The following is a 21233-nucleotide window of genomic DNA, read 5'->3' as shown; positions in this document are numbered from 1 at the left end:
CTTGGATACAGTGATTTTCCTTGTGTACTTTTGCGAAGCACGGTATGTTAAAACGTGCAAAGATACTTGCTTCGAACTAAAGGAAACTGATGATGTCAAAAATTTCTACGCCTCAAGCGGCAGCTGTTGCCGATTACATTTCGAAATGGCTGCTAGACTATGCCAAGAACGCCAAAGTTAACGGATTTGTTGTGGGCGTATCGGGCGGAATCGATTCGGCGGTAACCTCAACACTTTGTGCACGTACTGGCTTGCCTGTTTATTGCTTGGAAATGCCTATTCATCAGCACGAATCGCAGGTAAATCGAGCCGCAGAACACATTGATGCCCTTATTCAGAAATACCCGAATGTTTCCCGACAATTGGTTGATTTAACTCCGGTTTTTGAAAGCTTTAAATCGGTCGTTACACAAACCGATGATCAAGCCACAGTCGATTTAAGCCTGGCCAATACCCGCGCGCGTTTACGCATGACGAGCTTGTACTATTATGCCGGATTAACCCACAGCTTAGTGGCCGGCACCGGAAATAAAGTTGAGGATTTTGGCGTTGGATTTTACACCAAATACGGCGACGGCGGTGTAGATGTAAGTCCGATTGCTGATTTATATAAATCGGAAGTTTACGAATTGGGACGTGTGCTGGGCGTTCCGCAATCGATTTTAGAAGCTGCACCTACCGATGGATTGTTTGGCGACAGTCGTACCGACGAAGATCAGCTTGGCGCCAGCTACGACGAGCTCGAATGGGCTATGGAAACTTCTGGATCAGCACACGATCCGAGCACCTTTACCGAACGTCAAGCCACCGTTTTTGCCATTTACAAACGTTTAAACAACGCTAATCAACACAAAATGAACCCGATTCCAGTTTGTGAAATACCTGCTCACTTTAAAAATAATAAAAGCGAATGTTCTTAAAAACATAAAACGACACTTGAACAATGAACGAAGCCACGTCGATTTCAATTGCCATTGCCGATAATCATCCAGTAGTTCACCAAGGGTTAAACGCCTATTTTTCGCAACATCCCCAAATTCAAATCGTTGATAACATCAGCAATTTCCTCCAAGTAGAACCCTTATTGTCGGTTAAAAACATCGACGTGTTGGTTTTCGACTTAGAACTCGATGCGTTAAAAAGTATCAACGAAATAAAGCTTTTAGTGAAGCAATTTCCCGAAACGCGTTTTATTGCTTTCACCAATTTATCCGAAGAAATTTATACGCCCAATGCCATCAAAGCAGGTGTCAGTGCGTTTTTAAATAAGTCGCGCAGTTTAGACGACCTTGCTGCGGCCATACTTTTAGCTCGTGGCGGTCAACACCGATTTAACGAAAAACTGCTTCAAAAACTGTCGCTCATTGCCAAGCAAAACAAATCGGAACGCATTTACCGCAAATTGTCTACCCGCGAAGTCGAAGTTTTGCGCTACCTCAGCCAAGGAAAAAAGAACAACGAAATTTCCAAACTTCTCAGTTTGAACGAAAAAACCATCAGCACCTATAAATTGCGCTTGCTGAACAAACTAGACGTAACCAACTTGGTTGACTTGGTTGACAAAGCAAAAAAACTGGAGATTTTTTAAAAACGAGATAAAACGCGTCCTAATTTATCGGAAAACGACTTAATAAGCTGCTGGTAATCAATTGTATTTGACAAGATTTCGGAGTTATCGGCTGTTGGATCCGGACTAATTTGTGTCATTAAATCTGCAATGATTCGATCAACTAAATACCAACGCAACGAGAGTATTGTTTCGTTGACGTATTGTGCAATTCCCACTTGTTTCGATTTCACAAAAACATCGCGACTTTCCCAATTGTGAAGCTGAATTTTCTCTTCTTCCATTAAAATATCGGCAACTAAAGGTGCATATTCCACCGGTAAATCCGACATAAACTGTTCGGCAGAGAACTTTTCATGAGTGGTTAAATAAGCAATGAGCAACTCGTAAATACCTCGAAAAGTTTCGTTGCTAAAAATTATTTCATCCTGTTGCAAGCTCAAGAATATACGCTCGTACACTTTCGCCTGAGTGAAAATTTGCTTTTCCACCACCTCGCCGTTTTCAGTCGTTTCCAAAACATAATCTTCGAAAGTAGCTTCCGACGTTCCGTACAACAGCAACAACTCAATGATCTTCTTCTCCAAAGTCTCCAGCACATTAATTTTATCCGATGTGCTAGTATTTTCGGCTTTTACGACTTCGAGCGGCTGATTTTGGTTTTGCTGCTTTTTAAAACTCTCTTTCAAGTCTTTTTGCAGCATTTGTGCAAGTGTACTCACCAAAACCTGTTCGGAAATTTCCATGATCTGCGCACATTCCTGCACGTAAATCTCCCGTTGAATGCGGTCGGGAATTTTAGAAATACTCTGAACGATATCGCGAATCAAATCGGCTTTCTTAATCGGATCGTTTTTCGCTTCTGCCATAAGCAACGACGCCTTAAACCGAATAAAATCTTTCGCATTTGCGGCAAAGTACGCCTCAATGTCTTCCTTCGAATTCTTTCTTGCAAAGCTGTCCGGATCTTCGCCGTCGGGGAACGAACAAACGCGCACATTCATTCCTTCCTCCAAAATTAAATCGATGCCGCGCAAAGCTGCTCGCAATCCAGCTGCGTCGCCATCAAACAAAACGGTAATATTCTTGGTGAGTCGGTTTATCAATCTAATTTGTTCCGAAGTAAGTGCTGTTCCGCTGCTCGAAACCACATTTTCAATTCCCGCCTGGTGCATTTGTATCACGTCGGTATATCCTTCTACCAAATAGCACAAATCTTGTTTGGCTATAGCTTGCTTCGCATAAAAAATGCCGTATAATACCTTGCTCTTATAGTAAATTTCGCTTTCTGGCGAATTCAAGTATTTGGCCGCTTTTTTGTCGTTCGTCAGAATTCGACCTCCGAAACCAAGCGTCCGACCCGACATACTTAAAATCGGAAACATGACTCTTCCGCGAAAGCGATCAATCAATTCGCCGTTATCTCGCGCAATACTGAGTCCGGTGCCCACCAGAAAATCCGGATTATACCCCGCTTTTTTCGCTGCCTCACTAAAGGTCGAATAGCCGTCGGGGTGGTATCCTAGGGCAAACTTTTTTATGGTCTCGGTCGTAAAACCGCGCTCTTTAAAATACGTTAATCCGATGGCTTTACCTTGTTCGGTTTCGTGCAATTGCGTTTCAAAATACTTTTTAGCGTATTCCGAAACCAAATACAAACTCTCGCGCACATCGGCCGAGGCTTTTTCTTCCTCGGTTTCAACAGTTTCTTCAATCTCAATGTTATAGCGTTTTGCCAAATACCGAATGGCTTCCGGATAGGTAAAATGCTCGTGTTCCATCAAAAATGCAACGACATTTCCGCCTTTTCCCGACGAAAAATCTTTCCAAATTTGCTTTACCGGCGAAACCATAAACGAGGGCGAGCGTTCGTTCGAAAACGGACTCAAACCCTTGAAATTACTGCCCGCGCGCTTTAATTGCACGTAATCGCCAATTACTTCCTCGACGCGCGCGGTATCGTAAACTTTATCTATGGTTGCTTTCGAAATCATGGGCGTTAAAGATACAAAGTCGGCAGGTTTCGCGCGAGGTAAATTTTCCCAACCGCTTATCTTAAAATGCCAAAGCTTTAAAAGCGCTGTTTTGCATGTTTTGGGCGGCATTTCGCGCTGTTCGTTGCAATAAAATCGCGCGGCCTGGGTTCCGGTAGCTTTTTGCGCAGCTTCCGTTGGTCGCTGTGCAAAAAACGCCGTCACGCGCGGCCGCTGCGCTTTCATTTCCACTGCCATCACGGCCGCGGGTATCGTTACCGAAAATACGTTGTTTAAAATACTCGGAAAGTTATTTTTTAAAATCTCTTTTTTTTAAATTAAATAACTATTTTTCAGATAATTATCCGTGGTAATATTGCAATATTACGTATGTTAAAAAACCGACGCTTTTTCAGAGCTTTATCAATTAGTACGACACATCATCCACGCAGTGCCCACTTAAAATAAAATCATTAAAAATTAAAAAAGCTACCTTTTTGCTTACATCATCCACAAAATCAATCAATTCAGACATTCACAAATATTTAAGTCGCTCATGTAATTCTAAACTTTTACTTTTGCGGTAATTTTAGAGCTGTGCAAACATTTTTTTCGATTGCTGAATTTCAGAGTACCCGACCGTTGTTGCTAACTGTGGGCACTTTCGACGGTGTACATCTCGGGCATCAGGCTATTTTATCGCAAATTGCATCCGAGGCAGAAGAACAAGGTTTGGCTTCGGCTGTCCTTACGTTTCATCCACATCCGCGCATGGTTCTAAAACCCAACGAACCCATGTTTTTGCTGCAAACCATCGAAGAAAAACAAGCCGCTATTGCCGATTTGGGTATCGATTACCTTATTGTTCAGCCGTTTGATGCCGCTTTCTCCGAACTCGATGCCGAAACGTATGTAAAGCAACTTCTTGTTGATAAACTGCAGGTTTCGAAAATGCTTGTTGGTTACGATCACCGCTTTGGTGCTAAACGTCAAGCCGATTATTCCGATCTACAGCGATTTGGCGCACAATATGGCTTCGAGGTCGAGCAATTGTCGCAACAAACCGTCGATGCGCTTACGATTAGTTCAACCGAAATTCGAACAGCGCTGCTTTCCGGACAGGTTGCACTAGCCGAAAAGTTATTGGGACGCCCGTACGACTTTACCGGAACGGTGGTGCATGGGAAAAAACTGGGTCGTACCATTGGCTATCCAACAGCTAATATCGAAATAACCGACTTCCACAAATTAGTTCCCGGCTTAGGAATTTATGCTGTCATTTCTGAAATCGACGGCCAAATGGTGAAAGGAATGATGTCGATAGGAACCAACCCTACTGTGGGCGGCCAAACCCGAACCATCGAAATCTACTATTTCGATTTTGAGGGCGACTTATACGGCAAAACCATTACCACCTATTGCTTAGGTTACCTCCGTGCCGAAGCTAAATTTGAGTCGTTAGAGCAGCTCAAAGTAGCCCTCGAGCAAGATGCCGACGATTCGTACGCGGTTTTTAATGAAAAAGGAATTCACTAAAAAAGACTCAAAGGACGCCTTTTGTAGCGACTTTTAAATCTTCCGCGAAAGCGCGACTAATCAAAAAACACCCTTCCTAAACGATTAAATTTTTCTTAAAACAAAGAAAATCAGGTTTTTGTATGCTTGCTTTTGATTACCTTTAGATAGAAAATAAAATCTAATCTAAAAATCGTTGCATATGAATACGAAAAGAGTGATTGGAAATGGGGTTCTGATTTTCCTAGGAATAGGAATTTACTTCTTGTTGATGGAAGCTTTGGGCTTGTCGCGAGAATTTTATCTACGGGTTTTAAACCTCTTCATTGTTATTTACGGCGTTAATAAAACCCTACGTGAGAATATAATTTCGGGTGTTCGCGGGTACAATACCAATTTGCTGGCTGCTATAACCACCTCGATGGTTGGTGCTGTTTTAAGCGTGAGTGCACTGTTAACCTATATCTATTTCAAAGGCGGCGAAGTTTATTTAGAGTCGCTTTCCGATGCATTTCTATTCGGCGGAGGTAAAGCAAGCATCTACAATTATTGTACGGGCTTGTTGTTTGAGTCGGTAGCAACCTCACTTATTGTATCGTTTTGTTTGATGCAATATTGGAAAGGAAAAGTAGAAAACATCAACATTGTCGATTAATTCATCTTACTTTAGTTTAAAAGCCGCAACGTTTGTTTGCGGCTTTTTTATTTGCTCTCCATTTTCAAAAAAAGTGAATCTTCTAAAATTGGAAACGCTACTATTTGGTTAATCACCAAACATGTAAGCAGGGAATCAACTCATTACGAATCCGTTATACATTGAAAACCAAACGATTTCTTGGAATTCACGTTAAAATAAATGCAATCGATAGTATCTCCGAGCTTCATTTACAGTAATTTGGTTTAAAAATCGCGTTTCGCAGCGCTGTTAAGCGTCGAAGGAGTTGCGTGCTAGTAAAAAGTATTGTGTATTTTTGAGCGCTAATATTACCGAGCTATGCAGTTAAGACACGATTGGACTAAAGAGGAGATTTTAGAGATTTACAACAAACCGATGATGGATTTGCTGTACGAAGCGGCAACCATTCACCGTGAATTTCACGATCCCAACAAAGTTCAGGTTAGTACCTTGTTATCGATCAAAACGGGCGGATGTCCTGAAGATTGTGGGTATTGTCCGCAGGCCGCACGATACCATACCGATATCGAGGGTAACGATTTAATGTCGGTTAACCAGGTAAAAGCACAAGCATTACGAGCCAAAGCATCGGGTTCTTCGCGCGTTTGCATGGGCGCAGCGTGGCGTAATGTTAAAGACGGACCGGAGTTCGATCAGGTTTTGGAAATGGTACGAACCATCAACAAGCTCGACATGGAAGTTTGTTGCACCTTGGGTATGATTACTGAAAATCAGGCCATGCGATTAGCCGAAGCTGGTTTATATGCTTACAATCACAATTTAGATTCTTCTGAAGAATATTACAAAGAGATTATTTCAACACGCGATTTTAAGGATCGCTTGGCAACAATCGACAATGTTCGTAAAACCAATGTAACCGTTTGTAGCGGAGGTATTATTGGTATGGGAGAAAGTGCCGAAGACCGAGCCGGAATGTTGCTGGCTTTGGCGCGCTTAAATCCGCAACCAGAGTCGGTGCCAATTAATGCATTAGTTGCTGTGGAAGGAACGCCTTTGGAAGATCAGAAGCCGGTTGAAATTTGGGAAATGATTCGAATGGTTGCTACCACACGAATTGTGATGCCGCTCACACAGGTGCGTTTGTCGGCAGGTCGAACAGAAATGTCGCGCGAAGGTCAGGCTTTGTGTTTCTTCGCTGGAGCTAACTCGATTTTTGCAGGTGACAAGTTACTTACAACACCAAATCCGGATGTGAACGAGGATATGAAAATGTTCGACGCATTAGGTTTGATTCCGATGAAACCTTTCGCAAAGAAAAGCCAGCCTAAAACAGTTGAGGCTTCTGACTCTGAATACGTTGCCTTAGGAGAAAAACCAAAATGGACACGCCCAGAGCATAAAATAGAGCGCAATATTGAAGCCGCTTCAAAACGAAAATCGGAGGCGTAAGCGTTTAGTTTTTGTTAAAATAGCTACGAGCAAATTAGGATGATTTTATTTTTGTCGTCCTGATTTGTATGTTTTAATTGGATGACGGTTACTACGCGCGGATTTTTACTAAAAGAAATTCCCAGATTTGAGTCGCTTTCTAAGCAAGAATTTTACGAAAACTACGTCAGACCTCAGAAACCAGTTATTCTGACGAAACTCACCGAAGATTGGCCCGCCTACGAGAAGTGGCATTTAAATTACATTAATTCTTTAGCAGGCGCAAAAACAGTTCCTTTATACGACGACCGTCCGGTGTCGCACGAGGAAGGTTTCAACGAAGCGCACACTACCACGTTAATGTCGGAGTACATTAAGCTCCTGGAATCCCAACCAACAAACTACCGGATATTTCTTTACAACTTAATGAAAGAAGTTCCGGTACTTCAAAACGATTTTAAGTGGCCAAATATCGGATTGCGTTTAGTGAAGCAACTTCCAATGCTTTTTTTTGGCGGAGCTGGCGCAAAAGTTTTTATGCATTTTGATATTGATTATGCCAATATTTTACACTTCCATTTTCATGGAAAAAAGAAGTGTATCATTTTCCCACCGTCTGAAAGTAAATACTTGTATAAAGTTCCGCATGCTTTGATTTCGCGCGAAGACATTGATTTTGATAATCCTGATTTTGAGAAATTCCCCGCGCTGCGGCATGCTGAGGGATATATTTGCGAACTCAATCACGGAGAAATGCTGTATATGCCGGAAGGTTACTGGCATTACATGAAATACTAAACGGCAGGTTTCTCAATGAGTTTGCGAGCATTTCCGCGTGGAATAAACCATCTGGCAAAAGCCTTCTACAACGTAACCATTATGCGGTTTTACGATACGTTTATGCGCAAAGTTCAAGGTAAGAAATGGATTGAATACAAAAATTTGCGTGCATTAACAGATACGCACAGAAAATTGATTCGAGAAGGGAAAACTCTTTAAAAACAGCTCCGTTAACGTCGTAGACTAGTTAAGTAATTTATTGAAAAACAATTAACATGATTTTGTAAAAACACTACAAAACACCTGATATCTTAATGTTTAACCGTTAATTGCTTGTTCGAACGTATTCAAAAACACCTTACTGCTTGATTACTTTTCGCGTCGAAACTATTCCAGACTCTAATTCAATCTTTACTAATAGAATCTTTGTTTGAAATTTTGCAGTTTCAATTTGAGTCTCTGCGGAATCAACATCGTATATATCGTATAACAATCGCCCGTTTAAGTCAAAAAGTTGCACGCTTTTTATTGCATCTTGTTCAGATTTTATAAGTACATGGTTGTTAGTTGCAACTACATCGACTTGAGCTTGGTAGGGTTCTGGAGTTGAAATGCTCAGAGGAGCTTGATTGAATTTCAGATAAAATCTATTGTTCTGTGCTCCTATATCTGCCATAAATCCGTACGGCGCTAAACGCAAGTCGTGATGAATATCTAAAAGTGCGTCGTAGAGTAAAATCGGTACGGAAACATCGACAAATACACCTTCAAACTGATCGATTGAAATGTACGTTTGGCCTGAAACTCCAGAGGTAAAGCCTAAAGGAACAACGTGATCGCCGGAAAAGTTTCCGAGTGCTTGTATTCTGTAGAATTCTGTGTTAATTCTCGAATAAAAATTCAAGGCAGCTCCCGCAGGATTAAACTTCCCGTCGTAACCTTTATCGAAATCGTCTGTCGCACCTGATAAAAACGCTATTAACTGTTGCGAGCTCATACCATCGGAATTATGCAATTTCAACCAAATTTTTCCTTGATCGGAATCACCTAAAGGCATTGGAGGCAACGCGGCAGGTCTAAAAAATTGCTGGTTGTTGTATCCCAATCCACGCATAGAATTTCGAAAAACAATAGATCCTGCATTTGAGCCTTCAATAAAAAAGGCTTGTCCTGCGGCAATGAATCCGTTTGGTGTAGTACTACCTGAAACCGAACTCGTACCAACACCTATTCCACCCGTTAAATTATACATAGCATAATCATCCGAAGAAAAATTATAACCACCCGGACCAGGATTGGTAGTATTGGGCTGAATATCTCCAACATGCGTCCATAGATAAATGGTGCCTTCGAAATTCGCTAAATTCTCATTGATAAAGGAATCCGCTGAAATTGCACTTGGGTAGGGATTACCGACTAAATTGTAATCATCCGTTAGTTCGCCGACATTGTTACTTTCCTGCAGCGTGTAGGTAATTTGCCCGTTGTTTGGAATTCCCGTAAATACAACAGTGGCGGTAGTTGGATAGGTTCCTAGGTCGGTTGGAGCCATAATCGCGTAGCCAACTCCCGGAGTCATCTGGGTAGCAAACGGAATATTTACCCAAGCGTTGCCGTCATCGTCGTAACTATCACCATCTAAGTCTTCATAGGCTGCTGTATTAAATGCGAAAGTATAGTCTGGTCGCCATCCATCAAAAGGAATTTGAAATGTAGTTGCAGTTACGGGGCTCGACCAGTACACATAATCATACTCTTCGTATGGCGAGGTAATTCTCGTCATTTCAATATCACCCACATTAACCGCGTTATCATTGTATTGAATCAGCGAACCACTATCCTCGATAACTATCGGGTTTCCATTATTGACAATATTGCTCTGAATTTCTGCATATGTATTAGAAGCTATTGTAAGCGTTCGTCCTGAATTAATCTGACATTCACAGCCTTGCAAACTTCCACTAGTGCCCGTATTAAAATCGTCGTCAATTATAATCTTATCTGTATCGCTCGGCGCAGTTGTATCCCAAGCGCCTGCCACCCATGTTTTCGTACTTTCTTGTTGTCCTTGAAGTACAACATTATCAATAGCGATTACTTCATTTCCACTATTTGTATTGGTCTTGATTGTAAATCGAACGCGAACTTGATTCGTTGGCGCATCAATATTTATTATGGAATAGGTTCGCGGCAATCCATTTACTGAATTTGAGCGAGCCCCGAAGGTAGTCAGTGTGCCAGTTAAAGTGTAATTTTTTGTTCCCGTTGCCACAGTTGATGTATTGATGTCTAACAAGGCATTGTTGTTTCCTCGAATCAAAATCTGGTCAACATAAGTAGTACCTCCATCAGTGCTTATAGCAACTCGAACCTCATCACTCGTTTCTAGCCCTTGTGTGCTGTTTGTTCCGTAAAAACCAAGATTAAACGTAAGGCTAATATTCTTATAATTTGTTGTGACTACATTATCAAAACTCAAAACGTTTGTGGCAGCCGCCGTGGTTCCAGTTACTTGATAACTTTGAGCACCTATGAATTTGTTGGTAGTGGTTGTACGGTTATCGCCATAAGCAGTTCCTCCAGTTGCGGCAAATGTTCCACCAGTGCCTGTATAGTTTACTACTGGGCTTGCCGGTGAGGTCTCGAACGTTTGCTGTGCAATAGTGGTTACCGCTGTTAGCGCGCAGCGTTTGTAATTATTTGCATCAGCAGAAATATCGAAATTAAACGGATTCTCGTTGCTATCGTTGTTTACAATTGAAACTGTAGCAATTTTTGGCCCTGCGGTGGTACTTGAAAATTCGATGGAAAAGCTTGTGCTTTGTCCGGCGCTTAATGAAGTTATCGGCAGCGCCGCTGAAATACTAAACTCGCTTGCACCCGTTAAAGTGGGTTGCGACAAACTTAAAGTTCCCGTACCGGTATTCGTAATGGTAAATGTTTTGGTTATAACACCATCGCTCGTAAAATAGCTGTTACTAAACTTGGTATTATTTTGTAAGGTTGTAGTAGTTGATCCGTCTTGAATACTCGCTTGGTTACCAAATACCTCAATCTCTGCCGGAGCGTTAAATGGGCAAATTTCTAAATCATCAATATTGAATCGATGGTTGGCATTGGTTGTTCCCGAATTATACTTGATGCGCAAACGTACTGGACCCGACTGTTGTAAACTCTGGTTAAACGTTTGAACAGTACCTGTTGGCGTTATTGCCGCACCTAACTGTATCCAAGAATTTCCCGAATCTTTGCTGTACTCAACAACAAAACTAGCCGTAATGGCATCGGTCCCAAATCTTCTGTAATTAAAACTAACGGCATTAATTCCCAACAACTGATCTTCTAGCATTTCAGCAACGCTATTTACGTCTGCGCGGAAACGAATCGATCTACTGCCAATTTTGTAATCATTGGTTTGATCTCCGATAAGCGCTTCAGACAAAAACCAACTTCTTCCATCAATTGAAACTTCATCTGCAGCATAAGAACCTTTTGCTGAGCTCTCACTGGTAGCTCGGTAGCAAGTTATGGTTCCTGAAAAATTAATTACAAACGGATTTTCGCTGCCTGTTATATCGTTATTCGGTATACTTATTGAGCCACTTACCGTTCCAACAGTATCTCCGAGTAATCGAATGGTAAAGGTCGTTGAACTTCCTCCGGTAACGGTACTGCTGTAATTTAGGAACAAGCTAAAACCAGCTCCCGTAACCGTTGCAGCTGATAGATTTAGTGTTTGCAAACCTAAATTTTGGATGGTAAAAGTTTGGTCCACTGCGTTTCCGGCACTTTGAGAACCGAAAGCAAAAGTAGCCCCCGTTGCTATTGATGTATTAGAAGGATTCAATACATTGATTTCCGCACGTCTGAAAATATCGCCTGCAGTGTACGTATTTGTAGTGCCTGAAAGCGCTCCCGCAGCAGTGGTTAATCCGGTAAACGATACTGTATTGGTACAAGTTGGGTTACAAACTAAATTGCCAATAATCCAATTGCCGGTGCTGCCGATGTATCTACCAGAATACATGTTTGAGTGTGTACCTACAACATCCCCAGCTAGATAAATTCCCGAAAAATCGAAGGTAGCGTTGGTAATTCCAGTAGCCGAAGTTTGCCAGTAACGGGTAATGTAACTATCTGATTCATTGTTGGGATCGATAACATTATCAACCGACATGATAAGATTTGCCGTTGCAAAATCGCCCGTTGTACATGAAAATGTTGCCGGTGTGTATTGTGTTGTAGTGGTTCCGATTGGATAAGTAAAGCTTCGCGAAACGGCTATTCCATTAGTGAAATTCTTGCGAAGTGCACCTCCAACGGATACATCTGCAATAATAAAGTTACTAGAAGAAGCGCCAGCAACAGCAGTTACCGCTGCACCCAACGTGAGTGTACTCGTATTTAAATCGAGAATTCCAGCAGTTAAATTCATAGCGGTATTTACCGTCAAAGCGCTACCCAAAACAGCAGCAACAGCTCCTGCCGTTCTATTTATGGTTAAAGTCCCTAACTGGGTTGTTCCTGTAAACCGCAAAGTTCCAATGCTTCCTGAACCTTGTAAAATAAGTGTTGCAGCGGCATTTCCAACCAGCGAACCCGCGCCGGCAAGCGTACTTGCAACGCCAGAAGTACCAATAGTTAATGTATTGGCTCCCCAAGTAAAAGTTCCTCCTGCGTTTGTTATTGTTATGGCAGCGCCTGCTGTCGGTGCGGAAACATTTAGGGAAGCATTACTGGTTACAGCAATTGCATTTTGTATCGTGAATGATGGAATAGTAAGTACCGGCGCAGCGGCCACGTTGATATTTTGATTGGCAGAACCTTGGAAAATTACAGAGCGGCCGTTTCCAACAAAACTGTTTCCCGAATTAAAATTCAAATTCCCACCAACGAATAAATTCCCAGATGTTGCATTCATGGATAAAACCGCATTCGCCGCCGTAGCGGTTAGGTTACCCGCTAAACCTCTATCGGCATTTGGCATATTTACGGTGAAGCCCGAATTAATAACTACATTCTGAGGCACACCCAATCCAGCTGACGATCCCGTTGCTCTCCATTCATCAAATACGTTGTAGTTATTATTATAGATGAGAGTAGAAGTATTTGTATAGATAGGAGCATTTGTATTGTTAACAAAACCACCCGGATTTAATTGTAGGTTTCCGTTTATTGTCGTTTTTGAAGCTCCAAAATCGAAACCTGTTGCTAGAACAGTGGTAACATTTGCACCTAATATCAGAGTGCCTGTACCCGTTACAGCTTTGTTGCTGTTGCTAATCAACAACTGGGCGTTTGCTGCTGTTGAAGTAATTGTACGTCCGGTTGCGTTTGCTGAAATTCCTATGGCCGTTCCTGTACCATTTATCGTAAGGGAATTTCCATTAATATCGTATGTACTTGCATTAATTAACTGCAGTACATCGCCAGTTGTGCCTCCCACTATTACATTGGTCGCCGGACTACTGTTTTGCTGAACACTTCCCGCTGTCTTGTTCACAACTAAGTAGTCGAATGTTATAGTGCCGCCTCCTGTTTTGGTAATTAGCGAAGTCCCTGTTCCTGTGAAAAATACAGCTCTATTATTATTTGTTTGAACTCCGGAGGCTCCTTGTACCCAATTGGCAGAAGTCGTAAAATCTCCATTCAACACTAGTGTGCCGTTGTTGGTAACTGTTCCGGTAGAAACAACTCCGCCCGCTCCCGTATTTAAAGTGCCGTTGTTTAAAACGCTTCCTGCAATATTTAAAGTTCCTGCTAAGGAATTAAATATACTTCCTGAATCAACGGTTAGGATGCCTCCCATAGACGCACTCGTACCCAAATTCATATTGAAAGTGGTGTTATTTGATAAGGTTACATTATTTGGAAAACCTGCGCCTGAGGTTGCACTCGTCCATTCATTGCCGCGATTTATGGAAAAAGCACCGCCGTGATTGTACAATAAGGTCGATGCACTTCCGTAAGTAGGAGAATTTGCACCGTCCACAAAACTATTTAAGTTTAAACGTAATGTGCCATTTACAGTAACGGCGTTGCTAAGTGTTAACTGACCGTTGGCAGTAATATTGTTTGCTACTACAGTTCCAGAAATGGTACCTTGACCATTAAAAGTTACCGTTGAAGTGCCTGCAGTGAAAGTTCCTGTTTGATTGAGAATACCTGCGTTTCCAAACGTGAGGGCACCAGATCCCATTGTTAAAGTTCCGCTGTTTGCCAGCGCTGAGTTGGTACCCATGGTAATAAAACCGCTGCCCGAAAAGGTTGTGGTTCCAGCGTTGGTAAATGTTTGGGTGTTGTTGAAGGAAAGCGTATTTGTTCCACCAATCGTTAACGTACCTCCCGTGTTGACGTTCAATGCGTTAATGTTTCCAGCTGCAGCGGCTACAGTTACGTTATGACCGTTCAAGATGGAAATACCCACATTGGTTGGATTACCCGTTCCCAATCGCCAAGTAGCCGCGTCGGCCCAGTTACCTGTCTGACGTGAAACGTAAGGCACCGTGATCGGATTTGGTGCTGCCGAACCAAAAGCTACGGCACCTGATCCATAACTTCCATCACCTGAATTTGCACGGGTTAAAAACTGATTCGACAAAAATCCACCGTCGCTGGTGTAAGCAGCAAAAAGTTGTAATTCTTGGTTTGCAGTATAATTTAGTGCTGTTTTCGGAATTCGAAATTCAAATCCACGTGTAAGACTGGTATTGTCTACATTAATTCCAAATTCAGAACCTGCCGACCCAATGAAGGTATTACTACCTGTGCCTGAGGTTAATGTGAACAAATCAAGAAAATACGTTCCCGAGCCATTAGTTCCAATAACCGCACAATAATCGGCATTAAAGCCCGAGTCAAATGTTGTACCTGAATTCCAGTTATTTACACCTGAAGGCGCATTAGTTCTGTTGAATGAACCATTGTTGAAACCACCTGTGGCCGAATCGATAAACAATAAAATTCTATTTCCGCTTTGTACATTTCCTGCAATAGCGAAATAGAGATACGTTGCGTCTCCGTAAGAATATACCGCATTAATCGCGTGAGATGCACCAAAACTAGGTGTTGGCCCTCCGGCAGATGTTGCCAATGCCGTCCCCCAAACCGCTTCATCGATATTTCCATTAAGTGCAAAAACCTGATTTACCGTTACTGTTAATTGCAGGTCGTCGATCCTCCACTGAGCGGTATTTGCCACTGCGCCCGTTCCTCCAAAACCGTAAATTCTGACGGTTATTGCTGTTCCATTGCCTGACGTTACTGTTGTTGTTGTTGGCGACTTCAACGTCCATGCTGAATTTGCCGAATCGGTTCCGCTTGCTAGATTACTTGCGTAAGAGTCACTACTTGAACGAACTACAAAATTAACCGGTCCAGTACCCGTACTGCGCATTCCAAATGAAATTGCATTCAACGAAACGGTGAAGCCGGCAGCTGGTGTTAGAACAAACTCAAAATAACTAGAAGTTGCTGTATTCAAAGCGCCGTTTTGTACTGCAATTCCGGCATTGTTTCCACCTGATGCACCGGCATATCCCGAAGAAGCAGAAGTATTGGATAACATTGTCACTGCACCGTTTACATTGCCTTGAGTTACATTTCCAATCGTTAAATTGCTAGTAGTATTAGTGCTCGGAGCAGCAGTGCCAAAATTCCAAATTATGTTTTGTCCAAAAACAGAACTGAAAAATAGTGTAAAAAAAATCGGGGCGTATTTTTTCAAAATCATAAATCAACAGGCATTTATATCCAAAATCATTTATTTTCGCTTCGTCTTTAGGCTGTCTGTAAAAAAAAAGGGAAATAAATTTAGGAAGTAAATTCGTCAGATTTTAAAATCATTAGTTCGAAATCGATTTAATCGACAAAAAGAGTTAAAAATCCGACGAAATGCGCAGTTGGAAAATCCATAAAATGAGGACATTACCCCAAAAATTCATCGTCAAATGAATCCGATCACGAGCGAAATATGGCAAAAAATTACTCGGTATTGCGCGTACCAAGAGCGTTGTCATTTTGAAGTGAAAATAAAACTCCGAGAACTCGGTGCCACAGCCGAAGTTCAAGATGAAATACTTGTAAAACTCATCGCCGATAATTACCTCAACGAAGAACGCTTTGCGCGAACCTTTGCCCGGGGAAAAAGCCGAATAAAATCTTGGGGGAAAAATAAAATCACTGCCGAATTAAAACAACGCGGTATTTCACAAACCGTCATAAATTTAGCGCTAGCTGAAATAGAACAAGAATACAGGGAAAATTTCGAGAAAACCGCCACAAAGATATTTGAACAGACTACTGAGAAAAACGTCCTCAAAAAACGAAAAAAATGTTGCGACTACCTCCTGCGGCGTGGATATGAAAGCGATCTGGTTTACGAATTTGTTACCAAACTAGAAAAAGGAAATTAAGCAAGAGTTAAAACCAGGCTTACTGCATTTCCACCAAAACCAACCGCATTCAGCAATACCGAACGTACTTGCGTGGGCAGCTCTTGATTTAAGAAGGGCTGATATGGCACTTGTTGCCTGCGAAGCATTTCTATTCCCAAAATCAAATTAAACAAACCGCTGGCGCCAAACGTATGGCCTATTTTCCATTTTGTGTTTGCCAAAAAAGGAGTATTTTCTCCAAAAACAGCTTCTAAAGCGGCCAATTCCGACGCATCGCCACGCAAGGTTCCAGGCGCGTGGGTAATTACGACATCGATATTTTCCTTTTCGATACCGCGTAATGCCATTTCCATAGACTCTACCAAACAAAAACCCGATTTACTTAATGAAGTCGGACTCTCCAATCGCTCGGCTGCAAAACCATAGCCGGACACACAAACTGCATTGTCCGAAGTTTTTTCGGAACTCAATAAACAAGAAACAGCGCCTTCACCTAAGACCATCGTGTTTCTTTGCTTTGAATTGTCCATAGCGCGACACGGAAAAATTGAATTTTCATCCGAATACACATTCATACCTTGCATTTGTGCCACAGTAAAGGATGTTAATGGGGCTTCGGCAGCACCCACTAAAAACTGTTTGCTCATTCCAGAACCAATCCAAGCCATACCGTTTAATAGCGCATGTAAACCACTGGAACAGGTAACCGAATGTGAAAAATTAATTCCGGAAAAACCTAAATCTTGTGCGACCCAAGAAGAAATATTCCCTAAGGTTGTTGAAGGCGAGGTTTGTGCACTGCTTTCTCCCGTTCTTAAAAAATGTTTGTAAGACTCTTCAAAAACAGTAGTTGCACCTCTCGACGACGCGATATTAATTCCCGTATCAGGAATGTCTCTTACATCTACAAAAGATCTCAATTGTCGGCTGGCAGCAATTGCCAACAAAGCCGAACGATCTAAATGTTTATAGCGCTTTTCCGACTTTCTTATTTCTGAAATCACTTCACTACAAGATGACTCTAGTTTTCCGGAAAATACGCCCAAATCCGCATCTAATTTCAAGCTTGTGTTCGCATCAAACCAGGCGTCGGATAGCGAATCAACGTCCATTCCCAACGGCGAAATCGCAGAAAAATGATTGACAAAAAAAGGTTTCTTTTCCATCAATCTACAAATTTATCTAAAGCTCGTTCAACCGTCAAATACACGTATTCCAAGTCTTTTTGCTTAATGTTAAAAGGCGGTAAAATATAAATCGTTCCCCCAACGGGACGCAGTAAAACGCCGTTTTCAATAAAAAAGCGATACAGCCGATTTCGTAAATCCGAGTAATAATCCTGCGGAGGAACTGCCAATTCAATGGCAATAATCACTCCTTTAACTCGAACATTGCGCACTTTCGTGGAATGCTGTAAACTTTCGGCGAAAGCCAAATGCAAGCCATTGATTTTCTGAACTTTTTTAAACGTACTCTGCTTTCGCAATTGCATTATACTCGCTAAAGCTGCAGCACAACCTGTCGGATTTGCCGTAAATGTATGTCCGTGAAACAGCGCTTTACTCTTATCAGGACTCAAAAATCCGTTGTAGATCTCGTCTGTAAAGGAAGTAACCGCTAACGGAATCGTTCCCGAAGTAAGCGCTTTAGACAAACAAATCATATCGGGTGCTACGCCCAATTGCGAACTAGCAAAGAGCGTTCCTGTTTTCCAAAAACCAGTCATTACCTCATCGGCGATGGTGAAAACACCTGCATTTTTGCAAATCGCGATCAATCGCGTTAAGATCTTTGGTTCGTACATAACCATGCCTGCCGCGCCTTGCACCAGCGGTTCAAAAATAAATGCCGCCGCTTTCTTGTTCTCGATAATTTCTTTCAATGCTTGTTCGCTTGCTTCCTCCTGCCCTTTTATAGGAACTGGAATTCGCACCACATCGATTAACATACTTTGAAAGGCTTCGGAGAAAATCGAAATGCTGCTCGCGCCCATAGCGCCAAAAGTATCGCCGTGATACGCATCTTCGAAGGCGATGATGGTAGGTCGGATTTCTCCTTTATTAAAATAAAATTGCAAAGCAGCTTTTAAAGCAATTTCAACCGCTGTAGAGCCATTATCCGAAAAGAAAAACTTACGTTGGTTGTCTGGTAAAATCTCGGTAAGCACTTCAGCTAACTCAACGGCTGGCTGATGCGTAAAACCGCCAAAAAGCACGTGCTCTAAGGTTTGGAGCTGTTTGCTGATGGCTTTTGTTACTTTTTTATTCCGGTGCCCAAACGGACAAGTCCACCAACTGGAAATAGCATCGATGTAGCGTTTCCCGTTTTCGTCAACCAAATACGACCCTTTTCCGTGCGTAATTCCGATCGCCGGATCGGCTGTTTGATGTTGGGTGTACGGATGCCAGAGCAACTGCGCATCTCTTTCGGCTAAACTTTTCATGCCAAGGTCTTTAATTGCGCACTCCATTCTTCTGCGTAAGCGGAAATAACTCGACTGTCGATATACGGTTCTTCTTCCAACCGACCGATAACAGGTAGATTCGTCATTGCTAAAATAATCGACTCCGACGCTGGATTCGAACCATTAAATACAAGTCCAGCTATGCGTTTTCCGCGAGCACGCAAACTTTCAACGGTTAATAAGGTGTGATTGATACTTCCTAAATAATGTCTGGAAACTACAACGACTAAATCGGTTGGTGCAATTAAATCGACTACCAAATGTTGCTCGTTTAAAGGAACTAAAATCCCACCGGCGCCTTCGATGACAAGACTATTTTTGGTTTTCGGACGCTTAATTTGAGTGATATCAATAGTTACATTTTCTTGCTCGGCTGCGAAGTGCGGACTTGCAGGAGTGTGAAATTTATAGGCGTTGTCGTGAAAAACGGTTTTTGAATTTGAAATATACGATTTTACCCGATCGGCATCGCCAAAATCAAAATCACCCGACTGTATTGGTTTCCAATAATCGGCTTGCAAAGCTTCAGTAATTACGGCGGCGGCCACGGTTTTTCCAACGTCGGTTCCGATTCCGGTTACAAAAATTTCCATCTGCGTTTAATTAAGCCGCAAATTTAAGTCGCCTATCCTGAAATGTCGCGTTAATTACTATTTCTTTTAACCTGAACTCGATTTAAAAATTAAAGTCAGAAAATATTTAAATGGTTGAATACAAGGCGCCCTTTGTTTGGGATACTATAGTATCGCAAATAAATGCAACGAAGTAGGCAACCGTTTAAATATTTAGCGACAGCGATTTATGCAGATTTTGTGCTATTTAAAATCTAAATGCATTGTTAAACCGCGATCTGACAAAGATTTTTAATCGAATTCAGGTTTTTGGATAAAACTGATGTCTTTAAGTAGGGAAACCAGTTGCTGAATTTCGCTTTCGCTGTTAAACGCGTGCAAACAAATCCGCAAACGCTCTTGTCCGGCGGGAACGGTAGGCGACAAGATAGCTTTCACATCAAAGCCGGCTTCTTGTACCGTTGCAGCCGCATGTTTAACCGCAGTATTGCCAGAAATGTTCATGGTTTGTATGGCCGATTGGCTTTCGCCGAATTGCGACTCGATTCCGTGAAATTGTATGGCAGTTCGAAAACAACGAATTCGGTTTTGCAACTCTTGAATTGGCTTACCATCTTCCTCAAAAAGTTGAATCGACGCTGCAATTGCCGCTACATTAATCGGAGGAAGTGCGGTGGTGTAAATAAAACTTCGCGAAAAATTAATGAGAAAATCGCGCAATTGCTCGCTGCCTAAAACCGCGGCGCCGTTGCAGCCAAAAGCTTTTCCGAAAGTGACAATTCGAGCAAAAACCGGTCCGTCTAGTTCCGACGGACGAGCAAGTCCTTTGCCCGACTTCATGACGCCAACGGCATGTGCTTCGTCGAGAATTAAAAAGGCTTGGTATTGTTGGCAAACCGAAACCAATTTTTGTAAATCGGGAACATCGCCATCCATAGAGAAAACGGTTTCGGTAATAACGAAAACAGATTCGGCTTGATGTTTTTGAAGCAACTGCTCGAGCTGATCGATGTTATTGTGTTCGAATTTGTATGCTTTTGCAAGCGATTGCTGGATGCCGTCGCGAATCGAAGCATGTACCAATTCGTCGTAAAAAATAAGGTCGTTGCGTCCGGGCAAGCTTGAAACAAGACCAGCGTTAGCGTCGAATCCGGAATTAAAAATAAGTGCCGTTTCGGCTTCGAAGAACGTACAGCAGGCTTTTTCGGCCAACTGATACAACTGGTGATTGCCCGAAATTAAGCGCGAGCCACCGCTGCCTGAAAACTCGTGTTTGTTTTTTTGGAGAAAATCGAGACTGCGTGTAAAGAGTTCCTTTTTAGTAGCGAAACCAAGGTAATCGTTTGAGGAAAAATCGATCGGTAAACGTGCATGAGAAAGCGTTCGAAAGGCGTTTTCGTCTTGTCGTTTTCGAAGTTTATTAGCAGCGTTTTTAGGGAATGACATACAGTTAAAATCTGAGCTAAATTAACGTGAGTTCGACAAAAAATCTTTGTTAGATCGCACGAAAATTCAAATTATTGCTTTATTTCCTTAAACAGAGAAGAAATTATTAGGGGAGCTAACCATTTAAACAGTCGCTTACGTCGTTGTGTTTTTTTGAGATACCTCGGTATCCCAAAGAAAATACGCCTGTTATACCAATTAGATCTATAAAACAGTCCGATAAAAAATGTTTTTAAGCCATAACTGCTTTAAAAAAATCTTCCGTAGCGCTGCTATGCAACATTTTTTTGCATTGTTCTGTCTCAAAAACAACCTTTTTTCTCTAGCCTATTTTATAAATCCAATTGGTATTAATCACCTATTTAACGTGAGTTCGATATAAAAAAGACAGCTTTTTTGATTGAAATAGCGAACTATTTAGTATATTTATAGTGCTTATTTACAAATAGTTAACT

12 protein-coding genes and 1 pseudogene are annotated in these 21233 nt (G+C 41.9%); 7 read left to right on the top strand and 6 right to left on the bottom strand.

Annotated features, from left to right (window positions below; all coding sequences use genetic code 11):
- Positions 1 to 92 precede the first annotated feature (92 nt).
- Both nadE and Q0064_RS00465 read left to right on the top strand, forming a co-directional pair.
- On the top strand, positions 93 to 920 hold the full coding sequence (nadE, locus tag Q0064_RS00470; protein ID WP_298142646.1) for an NAD(+) synthase: 828 nt from the start codon (positions 93 to 95) through the stop codon (positions 918 to 920).
- 23 nt (positions 921 to 943) lie between these two features.
- Positions 944 to 1588: a response regulator transcription factor gene (locus tag Q0064_RS00465; RefSeq protein WP_298142643.1), complete on the top strand. Its 645-nt coding sequence runs from the start codon at positions 944 to 946 to the stop codon at positions 1586 to 1588.
- On the opposite strand, the gene dnaG is transcribed toward Q0064_RS00465, so the two are convergent.
- On the bottom strand, positions 1585 to 3561 hold the full coding sequence (dnaG, locus tag Q0064_RS00460; protein ID WP_298142702.1) for a DNA primase: 1977 nt from the start codon (positions 3559 to 3561) through the stop codon (positions 1585 to 1587). The genes Q0064_RS00465 and dnaG overlap by 4 nt on opposite strands.
- A 576-nt stretch (positions 3562 to 4137) precedes the next feature.
- Between dnaG and Q0064_RS00455 the strand changes: the two genes are divergently transcribed.
- The 4 genes and pseudogenes from Q0064_RS00455 to Q0064_RS00440 all read left to right on the top strand — a co-directional run bounded on the left by Q0064_RS00455 (position 4138) and on the right by Q0064_RS00440 (position 8119).
- Positions 4138 to 5076, top strand: coding sequence for a bifunctional riboflavin kinase/FAD synthetase (locus Q0064_RS00455; RefSeq protein ID WP_298142641.1), 939 nt, complete (start codon positions 4138 to 4140; stop codon positions 5074 to 5076).
- Between the two features lie 181 nt (positions 5077 to 5257).
- Entirely contained in the window at positions 5258 to 5710 is a 453-nt protein-coding gene (locus tag Q0064_RS00450; protein ID WP_298142638.1) for a hypothetical protein, read from the top strand.
- A gap of 339 nt (positions 5711 to 6049) precedes the next feature.
- Positions 6050 to 7141 (top strand): biotin synthase BioB, encoded by a 1092-nt coding sequence (gene bioB / locus Q0064_RS00445; protein WP_298142635.1) that lies wholly within the window; start codon positions 6050 to 6052, stop codon positions 7139 to 7141.
- Positions 7142 to 7222: 81 nt separating this feature from the next.
- Positions 7223 to 8119 (top strand): annotated as a pseudogene (locus Q0064_RS00440) (cupin-like domain-containing protein).
- Between the two features lie 139 nt (positions 8120 to 8258).
- On the opposite strand, the gene Q0064_RS00435 reads toward Q0064_RS00440, so the two are convergent.
- A complete protein-coding gene (locus tag Q0064_RS00435) occupies positions 8259 to 15632 on the bottom strand; it encodes a choice-of-anchor D domain-containing protein (protein WP_298142632.1) in 7374 nt (2457 codons plus the stop codon).
- A 217-nt stretch (positions 15633 to 15849) separates the two neighbouring features.
- On the opposite strand from Q0064_RS00435, the gene Q0064_RS00430 reads away from it, so the two are divergent.
- Complete coding sequence (locus Q0064_RS00430) at positions 15850 to 16314, top strand: regulatory protein RecX (RefSeq protein ID WP_298142629.1); 465 nt, start codon at positions 15850 to 15852, stop codon at positions 16312 to 16314.
- Here Q0064_RS00430 and Q0064_RS00425 read toward each other — a convergent pair.
- The 4 genes from Q0064_RS00425 to Q0064_RS00410 all read right to left on the bottom strand — a co-directional run bounded on the left by Q0064_RS00425 (position 16311) and on the right by Q0064_RS00410 (position 20778).
- Positions 16311 to 17462: a beta-ketoacyl synthase N-terminal-like domain-containing protein gene (locus Q0064_RS00425; RefSeq protein ID WP_298142628.1), complete on the bottom strand. Its 1152-nt coding sequence runs from the start codon at positions 17460 to 17462 to the stop codon at positions 16311 to 16313. The two genes, Q0064_RS00430 and Q0064_RS00425, sit on opposite strands and share 4 nt — an antisense overlap.
- A complete protein-coding gene (gene bioA / locus Q0064_RS00420; RefSeq protein WP_298142625.1) occupies positions 17462 to 18739 on the bottom strand; it encodes an adenosylmethionine--8-amino-7-oxononanoate transaminase in 1278 nt (425 codons plus the stop codon). The genes Q0064_RS00425 and bioA overlap by 1 nt, the downstream gene beginning before the upstream one ends.
- Positions 18736 to 19353: a dethiobiotin synthase gene (gene bioD / locus Q0064_RS00415; RefSeq protein ID WP_298142622.1), complete on the bottom strand. Its 618-nt coding sequence runs from the start codon at positions 19351 to 19353 to the stop codon at positions 18736 to 18738. The genes bioA and bioD overlap by 4 nt, the downstream gene beginning before the upstream one ends.
- A 270-nt stretch (positions 19354 to 19623) precedes the next feature.
- Complete coding sequence (locus tag Q0064_RS00410) at positions 19624 to 20778, bottom strand: 8-amino-7-oxononanoate synthase (protein ID WP_298142619.1); 1155 nt, start codon at positions 20776 to 20778, stop codon at positions 19624 to 19626.
- Between the last annotated feature and the right edge of the window lie 455 nt (positions 20779 to 21233).

This window comes from Flavobacterium sp., from assembly GCF_027490375.1.
Taxonomy (GTDB): Bacteria; Bacteroidota; Bacteroidia; order Flavobacteriales; family Flavobacteriaceae; genus Flavobacterium.
This window is presented reverse-complemented; position numbering and strand designations above follow the sequence as displayed.